The sequence below is a fragment of the Nocardiopsis tropica genome (genome assembly GCF_042660575.1).
Lineage (GTDB): Bacteria > Actinomycetota > Actinomycetes > Streptosporangiales > Streptosporangiaceae > Nocardiopsis > Nocardiopsis tropica.
Genome location: NZ_JBHSUF010000016.1, coordinates 78,320 through 94,478, shown reverse-complemented (window position 1 = coordinate 94,478; position 16,159 = coordinate 78,320). Strand labels below are relative to the sequence as shown.

Annotated in this window: 17 protein-coding genes and 1 pseudogene; 11 read left to right on the top strand and 7 right to left on the bottom strand. The window is 72.1% G+C overall.

Annotation, left to right across the window (positions count from 1 at the left end; genetic code table 11):
• Window positions 1-291 precede the first annotated feature (291 nt).
• The 3 genes from ACFQBR_RS24165 to ACFQBR_RS24155 all read right to left on the bottom strand — a co-directional run bounded on the left by ACFQBR_RS24165 (window position 292) and on the right by ACFQBR_RS24155 (window position 4,133).
• Complete coding sequence (locus tag ACFQBR_RS24165) at window positions 292-654, bottom strand: hypothetical protein (RefSeq protein WP_344183701.1); 363 nt, start codon at window positions 652-654, stop codon at window positions 292-294.
• A gap of 6 nt (window positions 655-660) precedes the next feature.
• Window positions 661-1,686, bottom strand: coding sequence for a polymorphic toxin-type HINT domain-containing protein (locus ACFQBR_RS24160; RefSeq protein ID WP_344183703.1), 1,026 nt, complete (start codon window positions 1,684-1,686; stop codon window positions 661-663).
• 167 nt (window positions 1,687-1,853) lie between these two features.
• Entirely contained in the window at window positions 1,854-4,133 is a 2,280-nt protein-coding gene (locus tag ACFQBR_RS24155; protein WP_344183705.1) for a glycoside hydrolase family 3 C-terminal domain-containing protein, read from the bottom strand.
• 288 nt (window positions 4,134-4,421) lie between these two features.
• On the opposite strand from ACFQBR_RS24155, the gene ACFQBR_RS24150 reads away from it, so the two are divergent.
• The 11 genes and pseudogenes from ACFQBR_RS24150 to ACFQBR_RS24100 all read left to right on the top strand — a co-directional run bounded on the left by ACFQBR_RS24150 (window position 4,422) and on the right by ACFQBR_RS24100 (window position 12,260).
• A complete protein-coding gene (locus ACFQBR_RS24150; protein WP_267945217.1) occupies window positions 4,422-5,063 on the top strand; it encodes a TetR/AcrR family transcriptional regulator in 642 nt (213 codons plus the stop codon).
• 331 nt (window positions 5,064-5,394) lie between these two features.
• Window positions 5,395-5,859 carry a hypothetical protein gene (locus tag ACFQBR_RS24145; RefSeq protein ID WP_267945218.1) on the top strand — a complete coding sequence of 155 codons (465 nt, stop codon included), beginning with the start codon at window positions 5,395-5,397 and terminating at the stop codon, window positions 5,857-5,859.
• A complete protein-coding gene (locus ACFQBR_RS24140) occupies window positions 5,856-6,260 on the top strand; it encodes a winged helix-turn-helix domain-containing protein (RefSeq protein WP_378554482.1) in 405 nt (134 codons plus the stop codon). Before ACFQBR_RS24145 ends, ACFQBR_RS24140 begins: the two co-directional genes overlap by 4 nt.
• Before the next feature lie 296 nt (window positions 6,261-6,556).
• The gene (locus ACFQBR_RS24135; RefSeq protein WP_267945219.1) at window positions 6,557-7,657 is read left to right on the top strand and encodes a CobW family GTP-binding protein; all 1,101 of its coding nucleotides are present in this window, start codon (window positions 6,557-6,559) and stop codon (window positions 7,655-7,657) included.
• Window positions 7,658-7,659: 2 nt separating this feature from the next.
• Complete coding sequence (rpsR, locus tag ACFQBR_RS24130) at window positions 7,660-7,917, top strand: 30S ribosomal protein S18 (RefSeq protein WP_267945220.1); 258 nt, start codon at window positions 7,660-7,662, stop codon at window positions 7,915-7,917.
• 39 nt (window positions 7,918-7,956) lie between these two features.
• Entirely contained in the window at window positions 7,957-8,193 is a 237-nt protein-coding gene (rpmB, locus tag ACFQBR_RS24125) for a 50S ribosomal protein L28 (RefSeq protein WP_267945221.1), read from the top strand.
• Between the two features lies 1 nt (window position 8,194).
• Entirely contained in the window at window positions 8,195-8,500 is a 306-nt protein-coding gene (rpsN, locus tag ACFQBR_RS24120; protein ID WP_344183709.1) for a 30S ribosomal protein S14, read from the top strand.
• Between the two features lie 150 nt (window positions 8,501-8,650).
• Window positions 8,651-9,391, top strand: a complete 741-nt coding sequence (locus ACFQBR_RS24115) for a class I SAM-dependent methyltransferase (RefSeq protein WP_344183711.1) — start codon at window positions 8,651-8,653, stop codon at window positions 9,389-9,391.
• A gap of 4 nt (window positions 9,392-9,395) precedes the next feature.
• Window positions 9,396-10,610: a GTP-binding protein gene (locus tag ACFQBR_RS24110; RefSeq protein WP_344183713.1), complete on the top strand. Its 1,215-nt coding sequence runs from the start codon at window positions 9,396-9,398 to the stop codon at window positions 10,608-10,610.
• A 604-nt stretch (window positions 10,611-11,214) separates the two neighbouring features.
• Window positions 11,215-11,523, top strand: a pseudogene (locus ACFQBR_RS24105) (aromatic acid exporter family protein); the annotation flags it as partial.
• 188 nt (window positions 11,524-11,711) lie between these two features.
• Window positions 11,712-12,260, top strand: coding sequence for a hypothetical protein (locus ACFQBR_RS24100; RefSeq protein WP_344183727.1), 549 nt, complete (start codon window positions 11,712-11,714; stop codon window positions 12,258-12,260).
• A gap of 129 nt (window positions 12,261-12,389) precedes the next feature.
• Here ACFQBR_RS24100 and ACFQBR_RS24095 read toward each other — a convergent pair whose 3' ends face one another.
• The 4 genes from ACFQBR_RS24095 to ACFQBR_RS24080 form a co-directional block, all read right to left on the bottom strand.
• Complete coding sequence (locus tag ACFQBR_RS24095; protein ID WP_344183715.1) at window positions 12,390-13,295, bottom strand: glycosyltransferase family 2 protein; 906 nt, start codon at window positions 13,293-13,295, stop codon at window positions 12,390-12,392.
• Window positions 13,292-14,167: a glycosyltransferase family 2 protein gene (locus ACFQBR_RS24090; protein WP_378554477.1), complete on the bottom strand. Its 876-nt coding sequence runs from the start codon at window positions 14,165-14,167 to the stop codon at window positions 13,292-13,294. The genes ACFQBR_RS24095 and ACFQBR_RS24090 overlap by 4 nt, the downstream gene beginning before the upstream one ends.
• 6 nt (window positions 14,168-14,173) lie before the next feature.
• A complete protein-coding gene (locus tag ACFQBR_RS24085) occupies window positions 14,174-15,184 on the bottom strand; it encodes a UDP-glucuronic acid decarboxylase family protein (RefSeq protein ID WP_344183719.1) in 1,011 nt (336 codons plus the stop codon).
• A gap of 243 nt (window positions 15,185-15,427) precedes the next feature.
• The gene (locus tag ACFQBR_RS24080; RefSeq protein WP_330157124.1) at window positions 15,428-16,114 is read right to left on the bottom strand and encodes an SDR family oxidoreductase; all 687 of its coding nucleotides are present in this window, start codon (window positions 16,112-16,114) and stop codon (window positions 15,428-15,430) included.
• Between the last annotated feature and the right edge of the window lie 45 nt (window positions 16,115-16,159).

Here is a 16,159-nt window from a genome sequence, read left to right as displayed (position 1 = left end):
CAGCTGCGCCAGGACCGGGCGGCAACGTCTCTGAAGCCGGCCGGCCTCGAACGGTCGCCTTCGATCAGGTCCACGACATCCAGAGCCTGCTCACCCGTCTTCCCGAGGAATTCCCTGCACAGAACCAGGATCCCTCTCCTGGCGCTATCCCTGCGCCTCTGCACCAGGTCGAGATCTCCTCGGCCGATGACATCACCAAAGATCAAGCGAAAGATGCGAACTAAACAGGCACTCAGGTCACAGGTTCGCCGCCGTTGCCACTAAGAATATCCACCACCCTCCACAAACCCATCACCTCCGAAAAAAGGTGACCAAAAAGAAGATCTCATCAAGCCAATCAATAAAGAAGCCCTTTCCCCTTACAACATCCCACTCTGCGGCCAAAAAAAGAGCATCGACAGACCACAGGCCAGAGCCGGGCGAACTCATGGAATCAAACAGGGTCAACACATCCACAATTCCTTGCTCAACCCCATCCGGAAAACCTTCGCCTTGAATATTATATTTCACTGCATTATAAAGGTCGCCGATCTGCAGAGCAATCTCATCTACATGAAACCCGGTTCGCTCAATCCAAGAAACTTGACGCTCCGCATCCCAGGATGCTACTTTAATTGCAAAGATCAGACCACTCAGATGTGGCGTCGAGTACATTACCGATCACCTCGGCAAATCCGTCCAACGAAAACCATCGTTGCGAATCACTCTCCAGTATGCACTTGGCCCATAATGGCCTCCGCCAGGATGCCGACGAATCATACTTCCAGTAGTAACACCACGATCATCGTACTCACGGTAAAGCCAACCTTGACCAGCATGGTCACCCCGACCAAGGCCTTCGTGACGCCAGTTCGGGTTAGTTCCCACTGATGCACGAACGCCATTTGGAATAGCTCCACAGATGGACTCAGGGTTTTCATAGATGGCACGGACATTTTGAATTGAACCTAGAGGCCCAGCTTGGTCTCGAAGTTCCTCCGACAATCTCGCACCGTTGGCGGCGCTCGATGCTCCTCCAGGGCCACCACAGTTGTGGTTGAGGACGTTCAGGTCCCCGGCAGCCACGTGGAACGTGTGGACGCCCTGGACGGTCAGGTTATGGACCGTCGCAGGCTGGATCCAGGCCTGGACCGCGGAGACCTGTACCCAGGTGCCGGACGAGGTCTGCAACCACATCCCCGGAGCCAGATCAATTGCGTCGACCCACTGCTCCAGGTCGGGCACCCAGAACGGGTGCCCGTCGGTCGCGATGATCACGTCACCAGCGGCAACCGGCCCTGGAATCCCCGACTGTCCGACCTGCTCACCTGCGTTGTCGGAACCGTTGTCCTCATCAGCCGCTTCGCGCTCGGTGGTCGGGTCCACCGTGATCTGCACCAGGTGCTTGGCACCCGACCCGACGATGGTGGCCAGCACCGTCCGCGCGGTCCGCTCACCGGTCTCCGGGTCGGTCGCCAACACCTTCTCGCCGACATCGACCTCTTCGATGGGTCTGGTCGACCCGTCGGCCATCAGCACCCGCGTACCGGGCACGAAGCTGTTACCGGGTGCGCAGAGGTTGTCGATCTTGCCCGCCAGGCCACCCACGAACATCGACGCGACGTTCAGCGCCGTCTCACCGCACGCCCCCAGATCACCCGTGGTGAAGCACTCCAGGCCGGCCGTGATCCCCAGCTCGTCCGCCACCAGCTGCGCCAGCCCCGCCGCTGCGGCGGCGATCAGCTTGTTGCGGGCCTCGACCTTCTCCTGCGCTCGGCGCCTCGGGGAACGCCGGATCCCGGATCCGCCGGGTCAGCGATCGGGGACCGGAGGGGGTGGGCCGCCGTCCCGCTCCGGGGACGGCGGCCCTGCGCTCACGCCTCCTGGTTGATGCGGGCGATGAGGGCTTCGAGCTCCTCGCGCCCCACCGGCCCGAAGGACGCGAGGCGGCCCAGCGGGATCGAGGCCATCATCCGCACCATGTCCATGCCCAGCGCGGAGGAGTCGCCGGAGGCCAGCGGCGAGGAGGAGAGGGCCTCTCCGAGCACGGCCGCCGCCTTCGGATCGGCCATGACCTCGCCCAGCGTCGAGTCGAGCGTCACGGGAAGCCGCAGCTCGTCGCCCTCGACGGTGACCGCGACCTCGGCCCTCAGGTCGCGGCTCGAAGCACCGGCCGACACCGTGTACTCGCCGCCCTCGACCACCCAGCGGTCGACCCGCACCTCCCAGTACGCCAGGTCCTCACGGGCCAGGAGCACGGAGACCCGCTCGCTCTGTCCGGGCTCCAGGGTCACGCCGGCGAAGCCCTTCAGCTCGCGGGGCGCCCGCGACACGGCCGAGTCGGGCTTGGAGACGTAGAACTGCACGACCTCGCGCCCGGCCCGGTCGCCGGTGTTGGTCACGGTCAGGCTCGCCGTGACGCCGGTCCCGTCCTGCTCCAGCCGCAGGTCGGAGTAGGCGAAGCTGGTGTAGGACAGCCCGTGCCCGAAGGGGAAGGCCACCTCCGTCTCACGGGCGTCGTACCAGCGGTAGCCCACGTACAGGCCCTCGCCGTAGAGCACCGCGGAGTTCTCCCCGGGGAAGTTCAGGTACGCGGGGGTGTCCTGCAACCGCACCGGCACCGTCTCGGCCAGCCGCCCGGACGGGTTGACCCGGCCGAACAGCACGTCGGCGATCGCGCCGCCGCCCGCCTGGCCGAGCAGTGCCCCGTCGAGGATCGCCGGGGCGAGCTCGGCGACCGGGGCCAGGCGCAGCACGCCGCCGTGGGAGAGCACGACGACCGTGCGGGGCTGCGCAGCCACGACGGCGGCGAGCAGGTCGAGCTGCTCGGCGGGCAGTTCGATGTGGTCCCGGTCGAAGCCCTCGGACTCCTGGTGCTCGGCGAGGCCGAGGAAGACCACGGCGGCGTCCGCGTTCTCCGCGTCGCGCACCGCCTGCTCGCGCAGGCCCGCGTCGCCGTCCTCCCCCTCGGTGTACCCGTGGGAGAAGGTGACCGTGCCCTCCCCTGCCAAGGCGCGGATCTCCTCCAGGGGCACGTCCAGGCGCGTGGGGTTGACGTGGGAGCTGCCGCCGCCCTGGTAGCGCGGGTTCTGGGCGAACCCGCCGATGACGGCGACCGAGGAGCCCGGCGCCAGCGGCAGGAGTCCTCCCTCGTTCCTGAGAAGGACGACGCACCGCGCCGCCACCTCGCGGGCGAGCGTGTGGTGTGCCTCGGCGTCCTGCGCCGCGACCTCGTGGGTCCCCGCCTCCCGCGACGCCCGCTCCCCGCGGGCGTGGGCCGCCTTCGCGGCCAGCGCGGCCAGCGCGGCCACGCGGGAGGCGGCCGTGCGGACGTCCTCCGGTGAGCAGGAGCCGTCCTCCACCGCGGCGACCAGCCGCGCGTCGCTCGCCCCGCCGTCGCCGGGCATCTCCAGGTCCAGCCCCGCCGGGACCGAGGCGGAGCGCTCCCGTACCGCGCCCCAGTCGCTGACGACCACGCCGTCGAAGCCCCACTCCTCGCGCAGCACGGTGGTGAGCAGCCAGTGGTCCTCGGAGGCGTAGACGCCGTTGATGCGGTTGTAGGAACACATCACGGTCCACGGGGCGGACGTGCGCACGACCTTCTGGAAGGCGCGCAGGTAGATCTCGCGCAGCGTGCGCGGGTCGACGTTCGAGCTGGAGCGCATCCGGTCGTGTTCGGCGTTGTTGGCGGCGAAGTGCTTGAGCGAGGCGCCCACGCCGGCGCCCTGGAGCCCGGTCACCCAGGCGCCGCCGAGGACGCCGGTGAGGAAGGGGTCCTCGGAGTAGTACTCGAAGTTGCGTCCGCCGCGCGGGTCGCGCTTGATGTTGATCCCCGGGCCCAGGAGCACGTCGACCCCCAGGGCGCCGGCCTCGGCCCCGAGGGCGGCGCCCACCCGCCGGACCAGGTCGGGGTCCCAGCTCTGGGCCAGGCCCACGGCCGGGGGGAAGCAGGTCGCGGGCAGGCTCTCGGCGAGCCCGAGGTGGTCGGTGGCTCCGGCCTGGCGGCGCACCCCGTGCGGCCCGTCGGTGAGCACGAGGGAGGGGACCTCCCCCACGGCCTTGGTGCTCCAGAAGTCGGCGCCGCCGCTCAGCGAGGCCAGCTCCGCGAGGGTGAGCCCGCTCAGGTCGGGGACGGGTCCGGGGTGTGCGTTCAAGGCACGAGCTCCTTCGTGTCGGTCGTGGGTCCCCTCGCGGTGCTTCACCCGGTGCCGTGCCGCGGTCGCGGTGGCCCCGCCAGGCCCCGGATCCCGGGGTCCGCGGGCGCGGGACGGCGGTGCCGCCGCCGTGCGGTGGACGCCGCGGTACGGACCATCAAAACTGAGTGAAGATGTGTTTTCGCGAGGGATTCGCAGCATACCGGCCTGCCAGAAGCCGGAACAAGAGCATCGCTTCGAGGAAATTCGAGTCGACATCGGTTTTGGGGGAAGCCTAGAGTGATCACTATGAGCACCACCTCCACCGGGTCGCGCGGCCCCTACGCCCGTTCGACCGAGCGCCGCAGGAGCATCGCCCGAGCGGTGCTCGACACCGTGCTGGAGGAGGGCCACGAGCGGGTCACCACGGCCGGGACCGCCCGGCGGGCCGGGACCAGCGAGGCCACCGCGCTGTACCACTACCCCACCAAGGAGCACCTCCTCGTCGCCGCCCTGGAGCTGTCCGACGAGGAGACCGCGCTGCGGCCCTTCACGTCCGACCCCGCCATGGGCCTGGACGACCTGCGCGCTTTTGTGGACACCACGGCGGAGCGGACGCACATCATGCGTTTGCACACCGCGCTCCTGGGCCGCGCCACCTCCCCCGACCACCCGGCCCAGGAGTTCCTCTCCCGCCACAACCGGGAGGCCGTGGCGCACTTCGCCCGGGTGGTGCGCCACCGCCAGCGCGCGGGCACGGCCCACCCCGGCCTCGACGCGGTCGGGGTCGCCCGCCAGTTCCTCGCGACCTGGGACGGCCTTCAGGCCCAGTGGCTCCTGGACCCCTCCTTCGACTTCGGCGACCACCTCGTCCAGGCGTTCCGCCGCCTCACGGGACAGAACTGGATGGAGGGCCGGGCCGTGCTCCTGGATCCCTCCGTCGGCATGTGACGCGGGAGGACGAGCCGACGCCCCGGTGACCGGGGCCGCGAACCTCCTGCTGCCGGGGCGGTTGCGGGGCGCCCGCCCTCCCGACGCATCGGCCCGTCTCATCCACGCGGCACCCGAGGCCGTGTTCCCCGTCCTGTCCGCCCCGCTCCCCTCCGAGGGGGACCGCCGGACCCCCGTTTTTCTGTGGATTCGTCCTGCCCCGCCCCGACCTGGGAGAACATCCGCCCACCGGCGGAGCCGACGGCCCGCGGCGGCCTCTCCACCGTTGACATCACCCACTCTTTGGTATCTACTTTCCAAAAGGAAAGCAGATACCAAAGAGGAGACAGACATGGCCAGCACTCCCGAGCTCGACCAAGTCGCCGAGGCCCGCAGCAGGATCGCCGCCCACGCCTCACTGCCCGGCTCCTACTGGGTGTTCCTCGCGTTCGCCGGCACGCTGATCGCGGGCCTTCCGATCTGGAGGGCGCTCCTCCCCACCGCAGGCGCCTACCTCGACTGGGGCCTGGTCGTCCTGGCCGCGGCGTCCGCGGTCTACGCGATCGTCCGGCGGCGGCGCACCGGCGTGTACCTCCCGCGCCGCGTCACCTCCTACCCCGGCGCCCGGATCCTGTGGGTCGCCACCCTGGCCGCCACCGGCGCCGGCTTCCTCGGCATCCAGGCCCTGGTCGACCACGGACACATGGGCCTCGCGCTCGCCGCCCTGGTCCCCGTCGCAACCGTCATGCTCGTGGGGTACATGCTCGTCCGCGCGGCCATGCGCCGGAGCATCGAGGCCGGTCGGGTCAAGCCGTGACCGAGCCTGACCACCCCGGCGACGGCGAACCGGGCGCAAGCGGCACCGGGCGCCGGCCGATCCTGGAGACCGGTCCCAGGCTGGCGATGTGCGCGCTCCTGCAGAGCGCCGACTGGGTCGACTTCGCCACCGTCCGCGACCTGCTCGGCGTCAGCGACCCGATGGTGTCGAAGCACAGCCGCACCCTCGAGACCGCGGGCTACCTCGACGTCCGCAAGGGAGCGGTCGGGCGCCGCCCCAAGACGTGGTTCCGCCTGACCCCCGAGGGCCGCACGGCTTTGCGGAGCCACCTGGCCTGGCTGGCCGAGCTGTCCTCGGCCGTCGACCGGACGCTCGACGGGCGGCCCACGGACGCCTCTCCGGCCGAGCCCGCCAGCGAAGAGGACCCGAGTCGGCGGTGACCTCCCCCGCGGCCCGTCCCGACCGGTAGGGCCGTCCGGCCCGCCGCCCCGGCACGAGAAGCCCCCGCTCCCCACAGGACCCCCGGTCCGGAGCGGGGGCTTCGTGCTGCCCGCGCCGCCCCCGGACCCGCGCGGCCGGGGCAGGCCCCCGGCGTCCTGGCCCGATCGCACGGCACCGACGAACCGGACCCCGCCCACGGGGGTCGTGGACACACCCCTCCGAACACCCTGTAGACTTTCGGAAACGATAATCGTTTTCACTTCCTTGGTGGAAGCCCCTACGGGAAGGAGGGCACATGCGCGTGGTCCTGGTCACCGGCATACACCGGTCGGCACGTGGACTCTCGGTCGACGAACTGCTCGCCACGTCCCCAGGATCGGTGTCCGTGCACCACGACCTGGAGGAGATCGGGGAGGGGATCGTCCACCGCGTGGTCCGGGACGCCACGGGCCGGGTCGAACGCGAGCACGTCGACCTCGTCCACGCCTGCGCCTCGTGCACGCTGCGGGAGGACCTGATCCCCTACCTGCTCCGCATGGCGGCGGAGGATCCGCCCGGCCTGTGCGTCGTGGAGGCCTGGGACGGCGTCGAACCGAAGCTGATCGCCGAGGCGATCGCCCACGAGGGGGCCCTGCGCCTGGTCGCCGTCGTCGGCGCGGTGGACTCCGGCCGCCTGGTCGAGGACCTGCTCAGCGACGACGACCTGGGCGACCGCGGCCTGGACATCGCCGAGGACGACAACCGCACCGTGAGCGAGGTGCTCACCAGGCAGATCGAGTACCCCTCGGTGATCGATCTGTACGGGACCGACGCCGGGAGCGAGGCGCACGTCCTGGTGGAGCACCTCAACCCCGCGGCGGTCGTCGCGCTCCCCGGGTCCCGGGCGATCGACCCGACACGGGGCCTCTTCGACCCGGGGGCCGCCCACGCCCGGTCCAACCCGGCCTGGGCCCAGTACGGCGACCGCCTCGACGGGCGCGTGCGCACCTTCACCTGGACACGCACCCGCCCCCTGCACCCCCAGCGGTTCGCCGACGCCCTGGAACAGGTGCTGTCCACGAGCGTCCGCGGCCGGGGGCGCTTCTGGCTGGCCAGCCAGGCCGACTCCCTCCTCGTCTGGGAATCGTTCGGGGCGCTGCTCCTGGTGGAGGACGGCGGCCCGTGGATGGACGCCCTGCCCCCGGCCGCCATGGACCTCGCCCCCGAGGCCAGGCGCGTCTCCGCGCTCCTGGACTGGGACCCCGAGGCGGGCGACCGGCGCCAGCACCTCTCCTTCGTCGGTGTCGGCCTCGACACCGCGGCCCTGGAATCACTGCTGGACTCCTGCCTGGTCACCGACGAGGAGACGGGCCAGGAATTCAGCACCGACCCCTTCGCGGAGTTCTCAGAAAGGTGAGCATGCCCGCTTCAGCACGCCGTTCCGACAAGCGCAAGACGTCGCGGACCTTCACGAACCCCCTGGGCGAACAGGACTACGTCGACTACAAGGACACCGCCCTCCTGCGCAAGTTCATCTCCGAGAAGGGGAAGATCCGCAGCCGCAGGGTGACCCGGGTCACCGCACGCCAGCAGCGGCTGATCGCCGCGGCGGTCAAGAACGCTCGCGAGATGGCCCTGCTGCCCTACCCCTCCAACACGCCGACGCAGAAGGCCTGAGAAGGACCGGAAACGGTCCTGGAAAGACAAGGAGTCACCATGTCCCGCGTATGCCAGGTCACGGGGAAGTCCCCGTCCTTCGGAAACGCCGTCTCCCACTCCCACAGGCGGACCAAGCGCAGGTTCGACCCCAACATCCAGAGCAAGCGGTACTGGCTGCCCGGCGAACAGCGCTTCGTCAAGCTCCGGGTGAGCACGAAGGGCATGAAGGTCATCGACGCGCGCGGGATCGAGCGCGTCGTCGCGGACATCCGCGCCCGCGGGGAGAAGGTCTGAGATGGCGAAGAAGAGCAAGATCGCCCGCAACGAGCAGCGCAAGGCCGTCGTCGCCCGCTACGCGGAGCGCCGCGCCGAGCTGAAGCAGCTCATCAAGAACCCCCGCACCGGCGAGGACGTGCGCGCCGCGGCCCTCGCCGAACTGCGCCGCCAGCCCCGCGACGCCAGCGCGACCCGGGTGCGCAACCGCGACTCGGTGGACGGCCGCGCGCGGGGGCACCTCCGCAAGTTCGGCCTCTCCCGCATCCGCTTCCGGGAGATGGCCCACCGCGGGGAGCTGCCGGGCATCACCAAGTCCAGTTGGTAGCGGAGAACCCGTGGGCGTCCCCGCTCCGGCTGTCCGGCCGGAGCGGGGCGCCCGGCCCCGGCCGGGCCCGCCGGAAGGGCCGCGGGCCCTCGGGAGCGGCCACGGCCACCACCCCGACCAGGGCGCACCATTTCGGCGAGGAGACGCACCGTGCCTGAACACAACGACCCCTACGCCCGTTCCGGGCAGTACATCGACATCATGATCGCGGGCTGGTGGGAGCACCACGGGGAGACCCTCGTCGAGGCCCTGGGGGAACTCCCCTCCGACGCCGGTCCCGTGGTGGACGCCGGCGCCGGAGGGGGCCACGGGACCCGCCTCGTGGCCGCCGCCCTGCCGGAGGCCCGGATCCTGGCCGTCGAGCCCTCCCTCCCCCTGAGGACGGTGCTGCTCTCCCGGATCGCCGAGGACGCCGACCTGCGCGACCGGGTGACCGTGGACGGCGACGACCTGCTCTCGGCCCACCTGCCCGACCGGATCGGCGGGATGGTGATGGCCAACCTCATCGGGCACTTCAGCCCGCACGAGCGCGACCGGCTCTGGGAGGACCTGGCCCCGCGCCTGGCCCCCGGGGCTTTCATCCTGCTCAACCTCGCCGCACCGCTGAAGCCCGAGCGGGTGGAACGGGCGCGGATGAGCGAGGTCCGCCTCGGCGACCGCTCCTACGTCGGCTGGGCCGCCGCCGAGCCCAGCGGCCCGGAACGGGTGAACTGGCACATGACCTACGAGGTCCACGAGGGCGGGCGGGTCCTCGCCTCCGACGACGTCCGCTACGACTGGTGGACGATCACCGAGGAGGCGCTGCGCGCCGAGACCTCGCCCCACCGCCTGCGGGCCGTGCCGCACGGCCCCTCCGAGGCCGGGCTGTACAAGCTCCTCCCGGAGGGCTGAGGCCATGAGCGCACCCGACGGGCTCCCGGTGACCGTGCTGTCCGGTTTCCTCGGCGCGGGCAAGACGACCCTGCTCAACCACCTCCTCGGCAACCTGGACGGCCTGCGGGTGGCGGTGATCGTCAACGACATGAGCGAGATCAACATCGACGCCGACCTGGTCCGGGGCGAGGGCCACCTGTCCCGGACCGACGAGCGCCTGGTGGAGATGACCAACGGCTGCATCTGCTGCACCCTGCGCGACGACCTGCTGGAGGAGGTCTCCCGTCTCGCGGAACAGGGCCGCTTCGACCACCTGCTGATCGAGTCCAGCGGCATCTCCGAACCGATGCCGGTGGCGGCGACCTTCGCCGTCCCCGGCCCGGACGGACGCCCCCTCCTGGAGGGGGCGCGGCTGGACACGATGGTGTCGGTGGTCGACGCCGCGAACTTCCTCACGGAACTCGACAAGGGCGACGACCTGGTCGAACGCGGACTCGACGCCTACGAGGACGACGAGCGCACGGTCAGCGACCTGCTCGTCGACCAGGTGGAGTTCGCCGACCTCCTCCTCGTCACCAAGACCGACCTGGTCACCGCGCAGGAGGCCGAGCGGGTGGAGGCGGCCGTGCGCAGGCTCAACCCCCTCGCCCGGGTCCTGCGCGTCACGCACGGCCGCGTCGACCCGCGCGAACTGGTGGGGGCCGACCGGTTCGACCTCGAACGCGCCTCCCGCGCGCCGGGGTGGGTGGCCGAGCTCAACGGCGACCACGTCCCCGAGACGGAGGAGTACGGGATCTCCAGCCTGGTGTTCCGCGCCGGCCGCCCCTTCCACCCCGGACGGCTCTGGGAGCTGGTCTCGGCGGGCTTCGACGGGGACCGGCACGGCACGATCCTGCGGACCAAGGGCTTCTTCTGGCTGGCGACCCGCGCCCGGACCACGGGGCTGTGGTCCCAGGCGGGGCCGGTGGCCCGGTTCGAGCCCGCGGGGGTGTGGGACCCGGCCGACGGGGCCGCCCTGGGCTACGCGCCCGAGGACCTGGCGGACAGCGAACCGGTGGAGCCCCGCCAGGAACTGGTGTTCATCGGCACCTCCCTGCGGCGCGACTCCCTGGACCGGGCCCTGCGCTCCTGCCTGCTCACCGACGACGAGCTCGCCGCGCCCTGGGAATCGCTCCAGGACCCCTTCCCGGAATGGGACGTCCACGGCCTGCACGACCACGCGCACACCGGAGCCTGAGGTCCCCCGGGGACGTCGTCCGCGGGCACGGCGCGCGCCCGCGGACGACGGATCCGGGCCGCCCGACCCGGGGCCGTGGGAGTTCCGGCCGCGTTCCGGAACGCCTCCCGGCGATCCCGCTCCTCCCCTCCGCCCCCTCCCGGAGAGGCACAGGGCGGCCCTTTCCCGACGTCGTCGGGGCGTCGCGCACATCCCGGCCGTTTCGGCGGCGCCCTGCGGGGCAGCTACATGCACGACCGCCCCCGGGCGCGCCGGCGCCGGGGGCCGGAGGCCGGACGGCGCGACCGGTGCGCGCTCCCCCGCCCTGCCTCCGAAGAACCGGGAGAACCCCGTGCCGCGCGGGCCCGCTCTCCGCAGGGCCCGACACGGCGTCGGCCGTACCGTACGAACCGAGGGGGAGGATGTGCGAGGAGACTTCCTGAAGAGGGTCGTGGGGGCGAGGGGCTCCGGCGAGCGGGCCAGATCCGGGACGGACCGGTACACACGGGTCCGGGTATGGCTGACCAGGTCCGCGGCCTCGGGGAACTACGAGCGGCACACCCTGGCCCTGGTGGCGAAGGGCGCCCTCGCCGCCACCCTGGCGTGGCTCGTCGCCCACCACCTCATGGCGGCGCCGAGCCCGGCGTTCGCCCCGTTCTCCGCGGTGCTGATGGTGCAGGTGACCGTCTACCAGTCCGTCGTGCAGTCCCTGCGCTTCGTCGGCGCCATCGTCCTGGGGGTCGCCCTCCAGGCCGTGTCCGCGCTGACGGCGGGCCCGGACCTCCTCACGTTCGTCCTCGTGGCGCTCGTCGCCCTGGGCGTGGGGCAGTGGCGTGCCCTCGGCCAGTACGGGACCCAGGTCGCCACCGCCGCGTTCTTCGCCTTCGCCACGTACGTGTCCGCCTCGGGAACGGTGGAGCGGCTCTCCCAGCTCGGCCAGATCGTGCTGCTGGTCCTCGTGGGGAGCGCGATCGGCGTGGCCGTCAACCTCCTCGTGTTCCCGCCCCTGCGGTTCCGCAGCGCCGAGTCAGCCCTGCGGACCCTGGTCGGCTCCTTGCGCCACCTGTGCGCGGACATGAGCCGGGGCCTGCTGGAGGGGCGGACCGACGAGTCCACGACCGCGTGGTGGAGGCAGCGGGCCAACGCGCTCGAACCGGCCGTCCGGCAGGCCCGGCTGGCCGTCGGGACCGCGCGGGAGAGCGTGTACTACACCCGCGCCGGTTCCTGGGCCGGCGGGGGCGCTCGGAGCCCCGGCCGCAGTTCTACGAGGAGCTCGCCGACAGCCTGGAGAGGGCCGTCAGACAGGTCGAGTCCCTGGCGCGGGCCCTGGACCGGTGGCAGAAGGACGATCGCGCCGACCCCCACTGGGAGTTCCTGGTGCGGTGCGGCGAGCTCGTGCAGGCCGTCGCCTCGGCGCTGCGCGTGCTGGAGGAGCCGGACGGGTTGCGCACGCGTGCGCACGCGGAGCGGTTCCACGAGGCGGTCGAGGGCGTCCGGCGGCACGAGTCCGCGCTGGAGGGCGTCTGCGCGGACGGCGGCGACCGCACCCCGCCGCTGGGCGACCCGACCCGGCCCTACGGGGTGTTCCTCATCGAGACACAGCGCCTGCTCGACGAGTTCGAGTACGTCGACGAGCTCCTCGGCGGGACCCGGCTGCGGGCGTCGGGCTGAGGGCGCGGTCCGAGGGGGCCGCCCCCGGACGGCCCCCTCCCGCGCACCCCCGGCGGAGGGGCGCCCGCGACCGGCCCTCGCCACGGTTGCCTCATCCGACGTGGCGGCGGGCTCTCGCGCACGGTCCCCTCACCCGACGTAGCGGCGGGCCCGGGAGCGGCTGCGCGGGCCCTGGAGCAGCCGGAGCCCGCTCTCGACCTCGGCGGGCAGGACCTTCCGCTCCCGGGCGACCCATCCCGCTCCCCCCGCCGCCGCCAGGACCGCCCGCAGGGTCGAGACGTCGAACGGGGCCGACCGGAGCACCCACCACGTGTGGCGCAGGGCCCCGCCGGCGGGGCGGCGCAACCACGCCGTCCACAGCGTGTTGCGCAGCCCCAGGCGGCGTCGTGCGGAGGAGTCGCGCACCGGTGAGGCGGCGTGGTGGACGACCATGCCCTCGTCCCAGCACATCCACCACCCGTCCGCGGCCATGTCCAGTGCGAGGAGCTCCTCCTCGCCTCCCAGCCACAACCGCCGCGAGAAGCCCCCGGCCCGCCGGAACGCGGTGGTGCGGAAGACCGTGGCGCCGGCGAGGACGCCCAGGAGCGCCGGTCCCGGGAGCCAGGCTGGCGCCGGGACCGGCGAGTCGCGGAGCTCGGCCGTGATGGGGTCCTCCCGCCCCCCGGGTTCGACCAGGATGCGCGCGGTCACCGAGCCCAGGCCGGGGTGCGCGTCCAGGAGGTCCGCGGCGCGCTCCAGGGAGCCCGGCTCCCACCACGTGTCGTCGTCGCAGAACGCCACGTAGGGCGTGTCCAGGGCCTCCACCCCGATGTTGCGCCCCACCCCGCCCAGGTTCACCCGGGCACGGACGAGCACCGCCCACGGGTGCTCCCGGGCGACGGCGTCCGGGGACCCGTCGGCGGAGGCGTTGTCGACGACCACGACGGGAGGCCTCGGCTCCAGCTCCTCCAGGCGCCGGAGGGTGTGGAGCAGGGTGTCGCGCCGGTTGTGCGTGATGACGACGACCCCGATCCGGGGCATCCCCCCGCCCGTCATGCCCGCTCCAACAGGGCCAGGTCGCGTTCCACGCGGACCGGCAGCGGTCGCCGCCGCCTCACCGCGGAGGGCAGCCGCGCCACGGCGCCGGCCAGCCCCCGGCGGCAGGCGGGGTCGTGCAGCGAACGCGCCGCCAGGCGCGCGGTCCGGGCGAGCACGGTCCCCGGGCTGCGGCGCAGCCAGACGGTCAGCAGCGCGTTGCGCTCCTCCAGGGACCTGCGCCACACCCCCGGCGGCCGGACCGCCGAGGGGTGGTGGTGGACGAGCACGTCCCGGAGGTGGCACAGCTCCCAGCCGGCCGCCGCCAGGTCCTGGGCCAGCAGCGCCTCCTCCCCTCCGAAGAACAGGAGCGCGTCGAAACCGCCGACCTCCTCGAAGGCACTGCGCCGGACCACCGCGGCGCAGGCCAGGAAGCCCAGGATCCTGGGGCCCGGCAGGCCCTCGGACCGCGGCAGCGGGCTCCGCAGCAGGTCCTGGTTGACCGGGTCCGGCCGCTCCTCCTCCCCCACCGCCACCGAGGCCGCGACGAGTGCCAGGCGGGGATGGGCGTCGAGCGCATCGGCGGCCCGCTCCAGCGCTCCCGGGGCCCACCAGGAGTCGTCGTCGCAGAAGGCCACATAGGGCGTGTCCGCGTACAGGACGCCCGTGTTGCGGGCGACGCACCCCGTGTTGTGCGGTCTCCTGACGAGCAGGACGTCCGGGAAGGCGGAACCGACGGCCTCGGCCGTGCCGTCGGTGGAGGCGTTGTCCACGACCACCACGGCGGGCCGCGGGTCCAGCTTCTCCAGGTGGCGCAGTGTGCGCCGGAGTTCGTCGACACGGTTGCGGGTGGCCACCACGACGGTGACCCGCCCCCCTTCGGCGTTGCCCATCGCCGTTCACCTCGCCCGGTCCGTCTCGTTGACGGGCATCGCCCGCTCGACCCAGCCCGCCACGCGGACGTCCTGGTCCAGGAAGTAGGCGATGGTGCGTCTGAGCCCCTCGTCCAGCCGCAGGAGGGGACGCCACCCCAACAGGTCGCCGGCCAGCCGGATGTCGGGGCGCCTGTAGTGCGGGTCGTCCTCGGGGAGGTCGACGAAGGTGATCCGGGACCGTGCCCCCGTGAGGTTCAGGACGGCGAGCGCCAGGGACTTGACGGTCAGCTCCTCGTCGCTGCCGATGTTGACGGGCCCCGTGGCGTCGCTCTCGGCGAGGGCGATCAGGCCGCGCACCGTGTCGTCCACGTAGCACAGCGACCTCGTCTGGTGCCCGTCCCCGGCGACGGTCAGCGGGCTCCCCTCCAGCGCCTGGTTCACGAAGGTCGGCACCATGCGCCCGTCGTCGGGGCGCATGCGGGGCCCGTAGCAGTTGAAGATCCGCGCGATGCCCACGTCGGCCCCGTAGGCCCGGTGGTGGGCCATCGTCAGGGACTCGGCGTAGCGCTTGGCCTCGTCGTACACGCTGCGCGGTCCCACGGGGTTGACGTTGCCCCAGTAGGTCTCGCGCTGCGGATGCTCCAGCGGATCGCCGTAGACCTCGCTGGTGGAGGCGAGGACCAGTCGCGCTCCGTGCTCCTGCGCCACCGCCAGGGCGTTGCGGGTGCCCAGGCTCCCCACCTCCAGTGTCTCCACCGGCATGCTCAGGTAGTCGGGCGGCGAGGCCGCCGAGGCCAGGTGGAAGACCGTGTCGACGGGTGTGTCGAGGGTGAACGGCTCCGTCAGGTCCGCCTCCATCAACTCGAACCAGGGATGCCCGGCCAGGTGCTCCACGTTCTCCGCGCGTCCTGTGGCGAAGTTGTCGAGGCACACCACGCGTGTCCCCCTCTCCAGCAACCGGTCGCACAGATGGGAACCGAGGAATCCGGCTCCACCGGTGACCAGGGCCGTCTTTGTCGATACGGGCTCTCGCATTGCTGCCCACCTCCTCGAAGGGTCGGCCCCGCCGTCATGCGCGGCGGGGAGCCAGGCACTGCTCCCGGGGTCCCGCGGCCGGTCCGGCGGCGCCCGCCGCACCCGGTCGGCGGCGGGTCGCCCCCTGCGCGGACGTCCGGCGGGGTCCCGGAACGGTCCGCGGGGCGCGGTCCGCGGATGTCCCCGGCCGGTCCGGCGCCCGCGTGGGCCGGCGCGGTCCCGGGAAGATCCGCGGAACACGTCCTAGGGCCACGAGGACTCCTCGGAGGAGCACACGACCATCTCGCGGACCTCGCAGCCGGGCGGCTGGCGCAGCGCGAACAGCACCGTCCGGGCCACGTTCTCCGGGGTGTTGAGCTTGGCGTCCGGCCCCGGCTTGTACTGGTCGGGGCGGTCGTCGAAGAAGGAGGTGCTCATGCCGCCGGGCACCAGGAGGGTCACCCCCACCTGTCCGGCGAGTTCGGCGGCCAGCGCCCTCGTGAAGCCCACGACCCCGAACTTGGAGGCGCAGTAGGCGGTGGCGTCGCTGAGCGCGCGCAACCCCAGCGTGGAGGCGCAGTTGACCACCGTCCCCCGGGAGGCGCGCAGGTGCGGCAGGGCCGCCCTGGTCACGGAGGCGGTGCCGATCAGGTTGACCTGGACGACGCGTTCCCAGTCCTCGGCCGACACGTCGAGGAGGGTGCCGCAGGCGTCGGTCCCGGCCGCGTTGACCAGTGCGTCGATGCGTCCGTGCTGGACGGCGACGCGGTGGACGGCGCGTTCGACGCCCTCGCGGTCCGCCAGGTCGACCTGCTCGAAGGGCAGGTCGTTGCCGGGGTGCTGCCTGTCGAGGACGATCGGGCGGCCGCCCTCGGCCGCCACGGCCTCGGCCGTCGCGGCTCCCAGGCCGGACGCTCCTCCGGTGATGAGGGTGTTTCCGAGTGGACGCATCTCCTGATCCCGTTCCTTTCCTGTGGGTGCTCCGTCGTCGCCCGG

Coding starts and splice junctions, on each gene's coding strand:
- ACFQBR_RS24110 (WP_344183713.1), top strand. CDS start 9,396: ATGAGCGCACCCGACGGGCTCCCGGTGACCGTGCTGTCCGGTTTCCTC.
- rpmB (WP_267945221.1), top strand. CDS start 7,957: ATGTCCCGCGTATGCCAGGTCACGGGGAAGTCCCCGTCCTTCGGAAAC.
- ACFQBR_RS24135 (WP_267945219.1), top strand. CDS start 6,557: ATGCGCGTGGTCCTGGTCACCGGCATACACCGGTCGGCACGTGGACTC.
- ACFQBR_RS24090 (WP_378554477.1), bottom strand. CDS start 14,167: ATGGGCAACGCCGAAGGGGGGCGGGTCACCGTCGTGGTGGCCACCCGC.
- rpsR (WP_267945220.1), top strand. CDS start 7,660: ATGCCCGCTTCAGCACGCCGTTCCGACAAGCGCAAGACGTCGCGGACC.
- ACFQBR_RS24150 (WP_267945217.1), top strand. CDS start 4,422: ATGAGCACCACCTCCACCGGGTCGCGCGGCCCCTACGCCCGTTCGACC.
- ACFQBR_RS24145 (WP_267945218.1), top strand. CDS start 5,395: ATGGCCAGCACTCCCGAGCTCGACCAAGTCGCCGAGGCCCGCAGCAGG.
- ACFQBR_RS24165 (WP_344183701.1), bottom strand. CDS start 654: ATGTACTCGACGCCACATCTGAGTGGTCTGATCTTTGCAATTAAAGTA.
- ACFQBR_RS24080 (WP_330157124.1), bottom strand. CDS start 16,114: ATGCGTCCACTCGGAAACACCCTCATCACCGGAGGAGCGTCCGGCCTG.
- ACFQBR_RS24085 (WP_344183719.1), bottom strand. CDS start 15,184: ATGCGAGAGCCCGTATCGACAAAGACGGCCCTGGTCACCGGTGGAGCC.
- rpsN (WP_344183709.1), top strand. CDS start 8,195: ATGGCGAAGAAGAGCAAGATCGCCCGCAACGAGCAGCGCAAGGCCGTC.
- ACFQBR_RS24095 (WP_344183715.1), bottom strand. CDS start 13,295: ATGACGGGCGGGGGGATGCCCCGGATCGGGGTCGTCGTCATCACGCAC.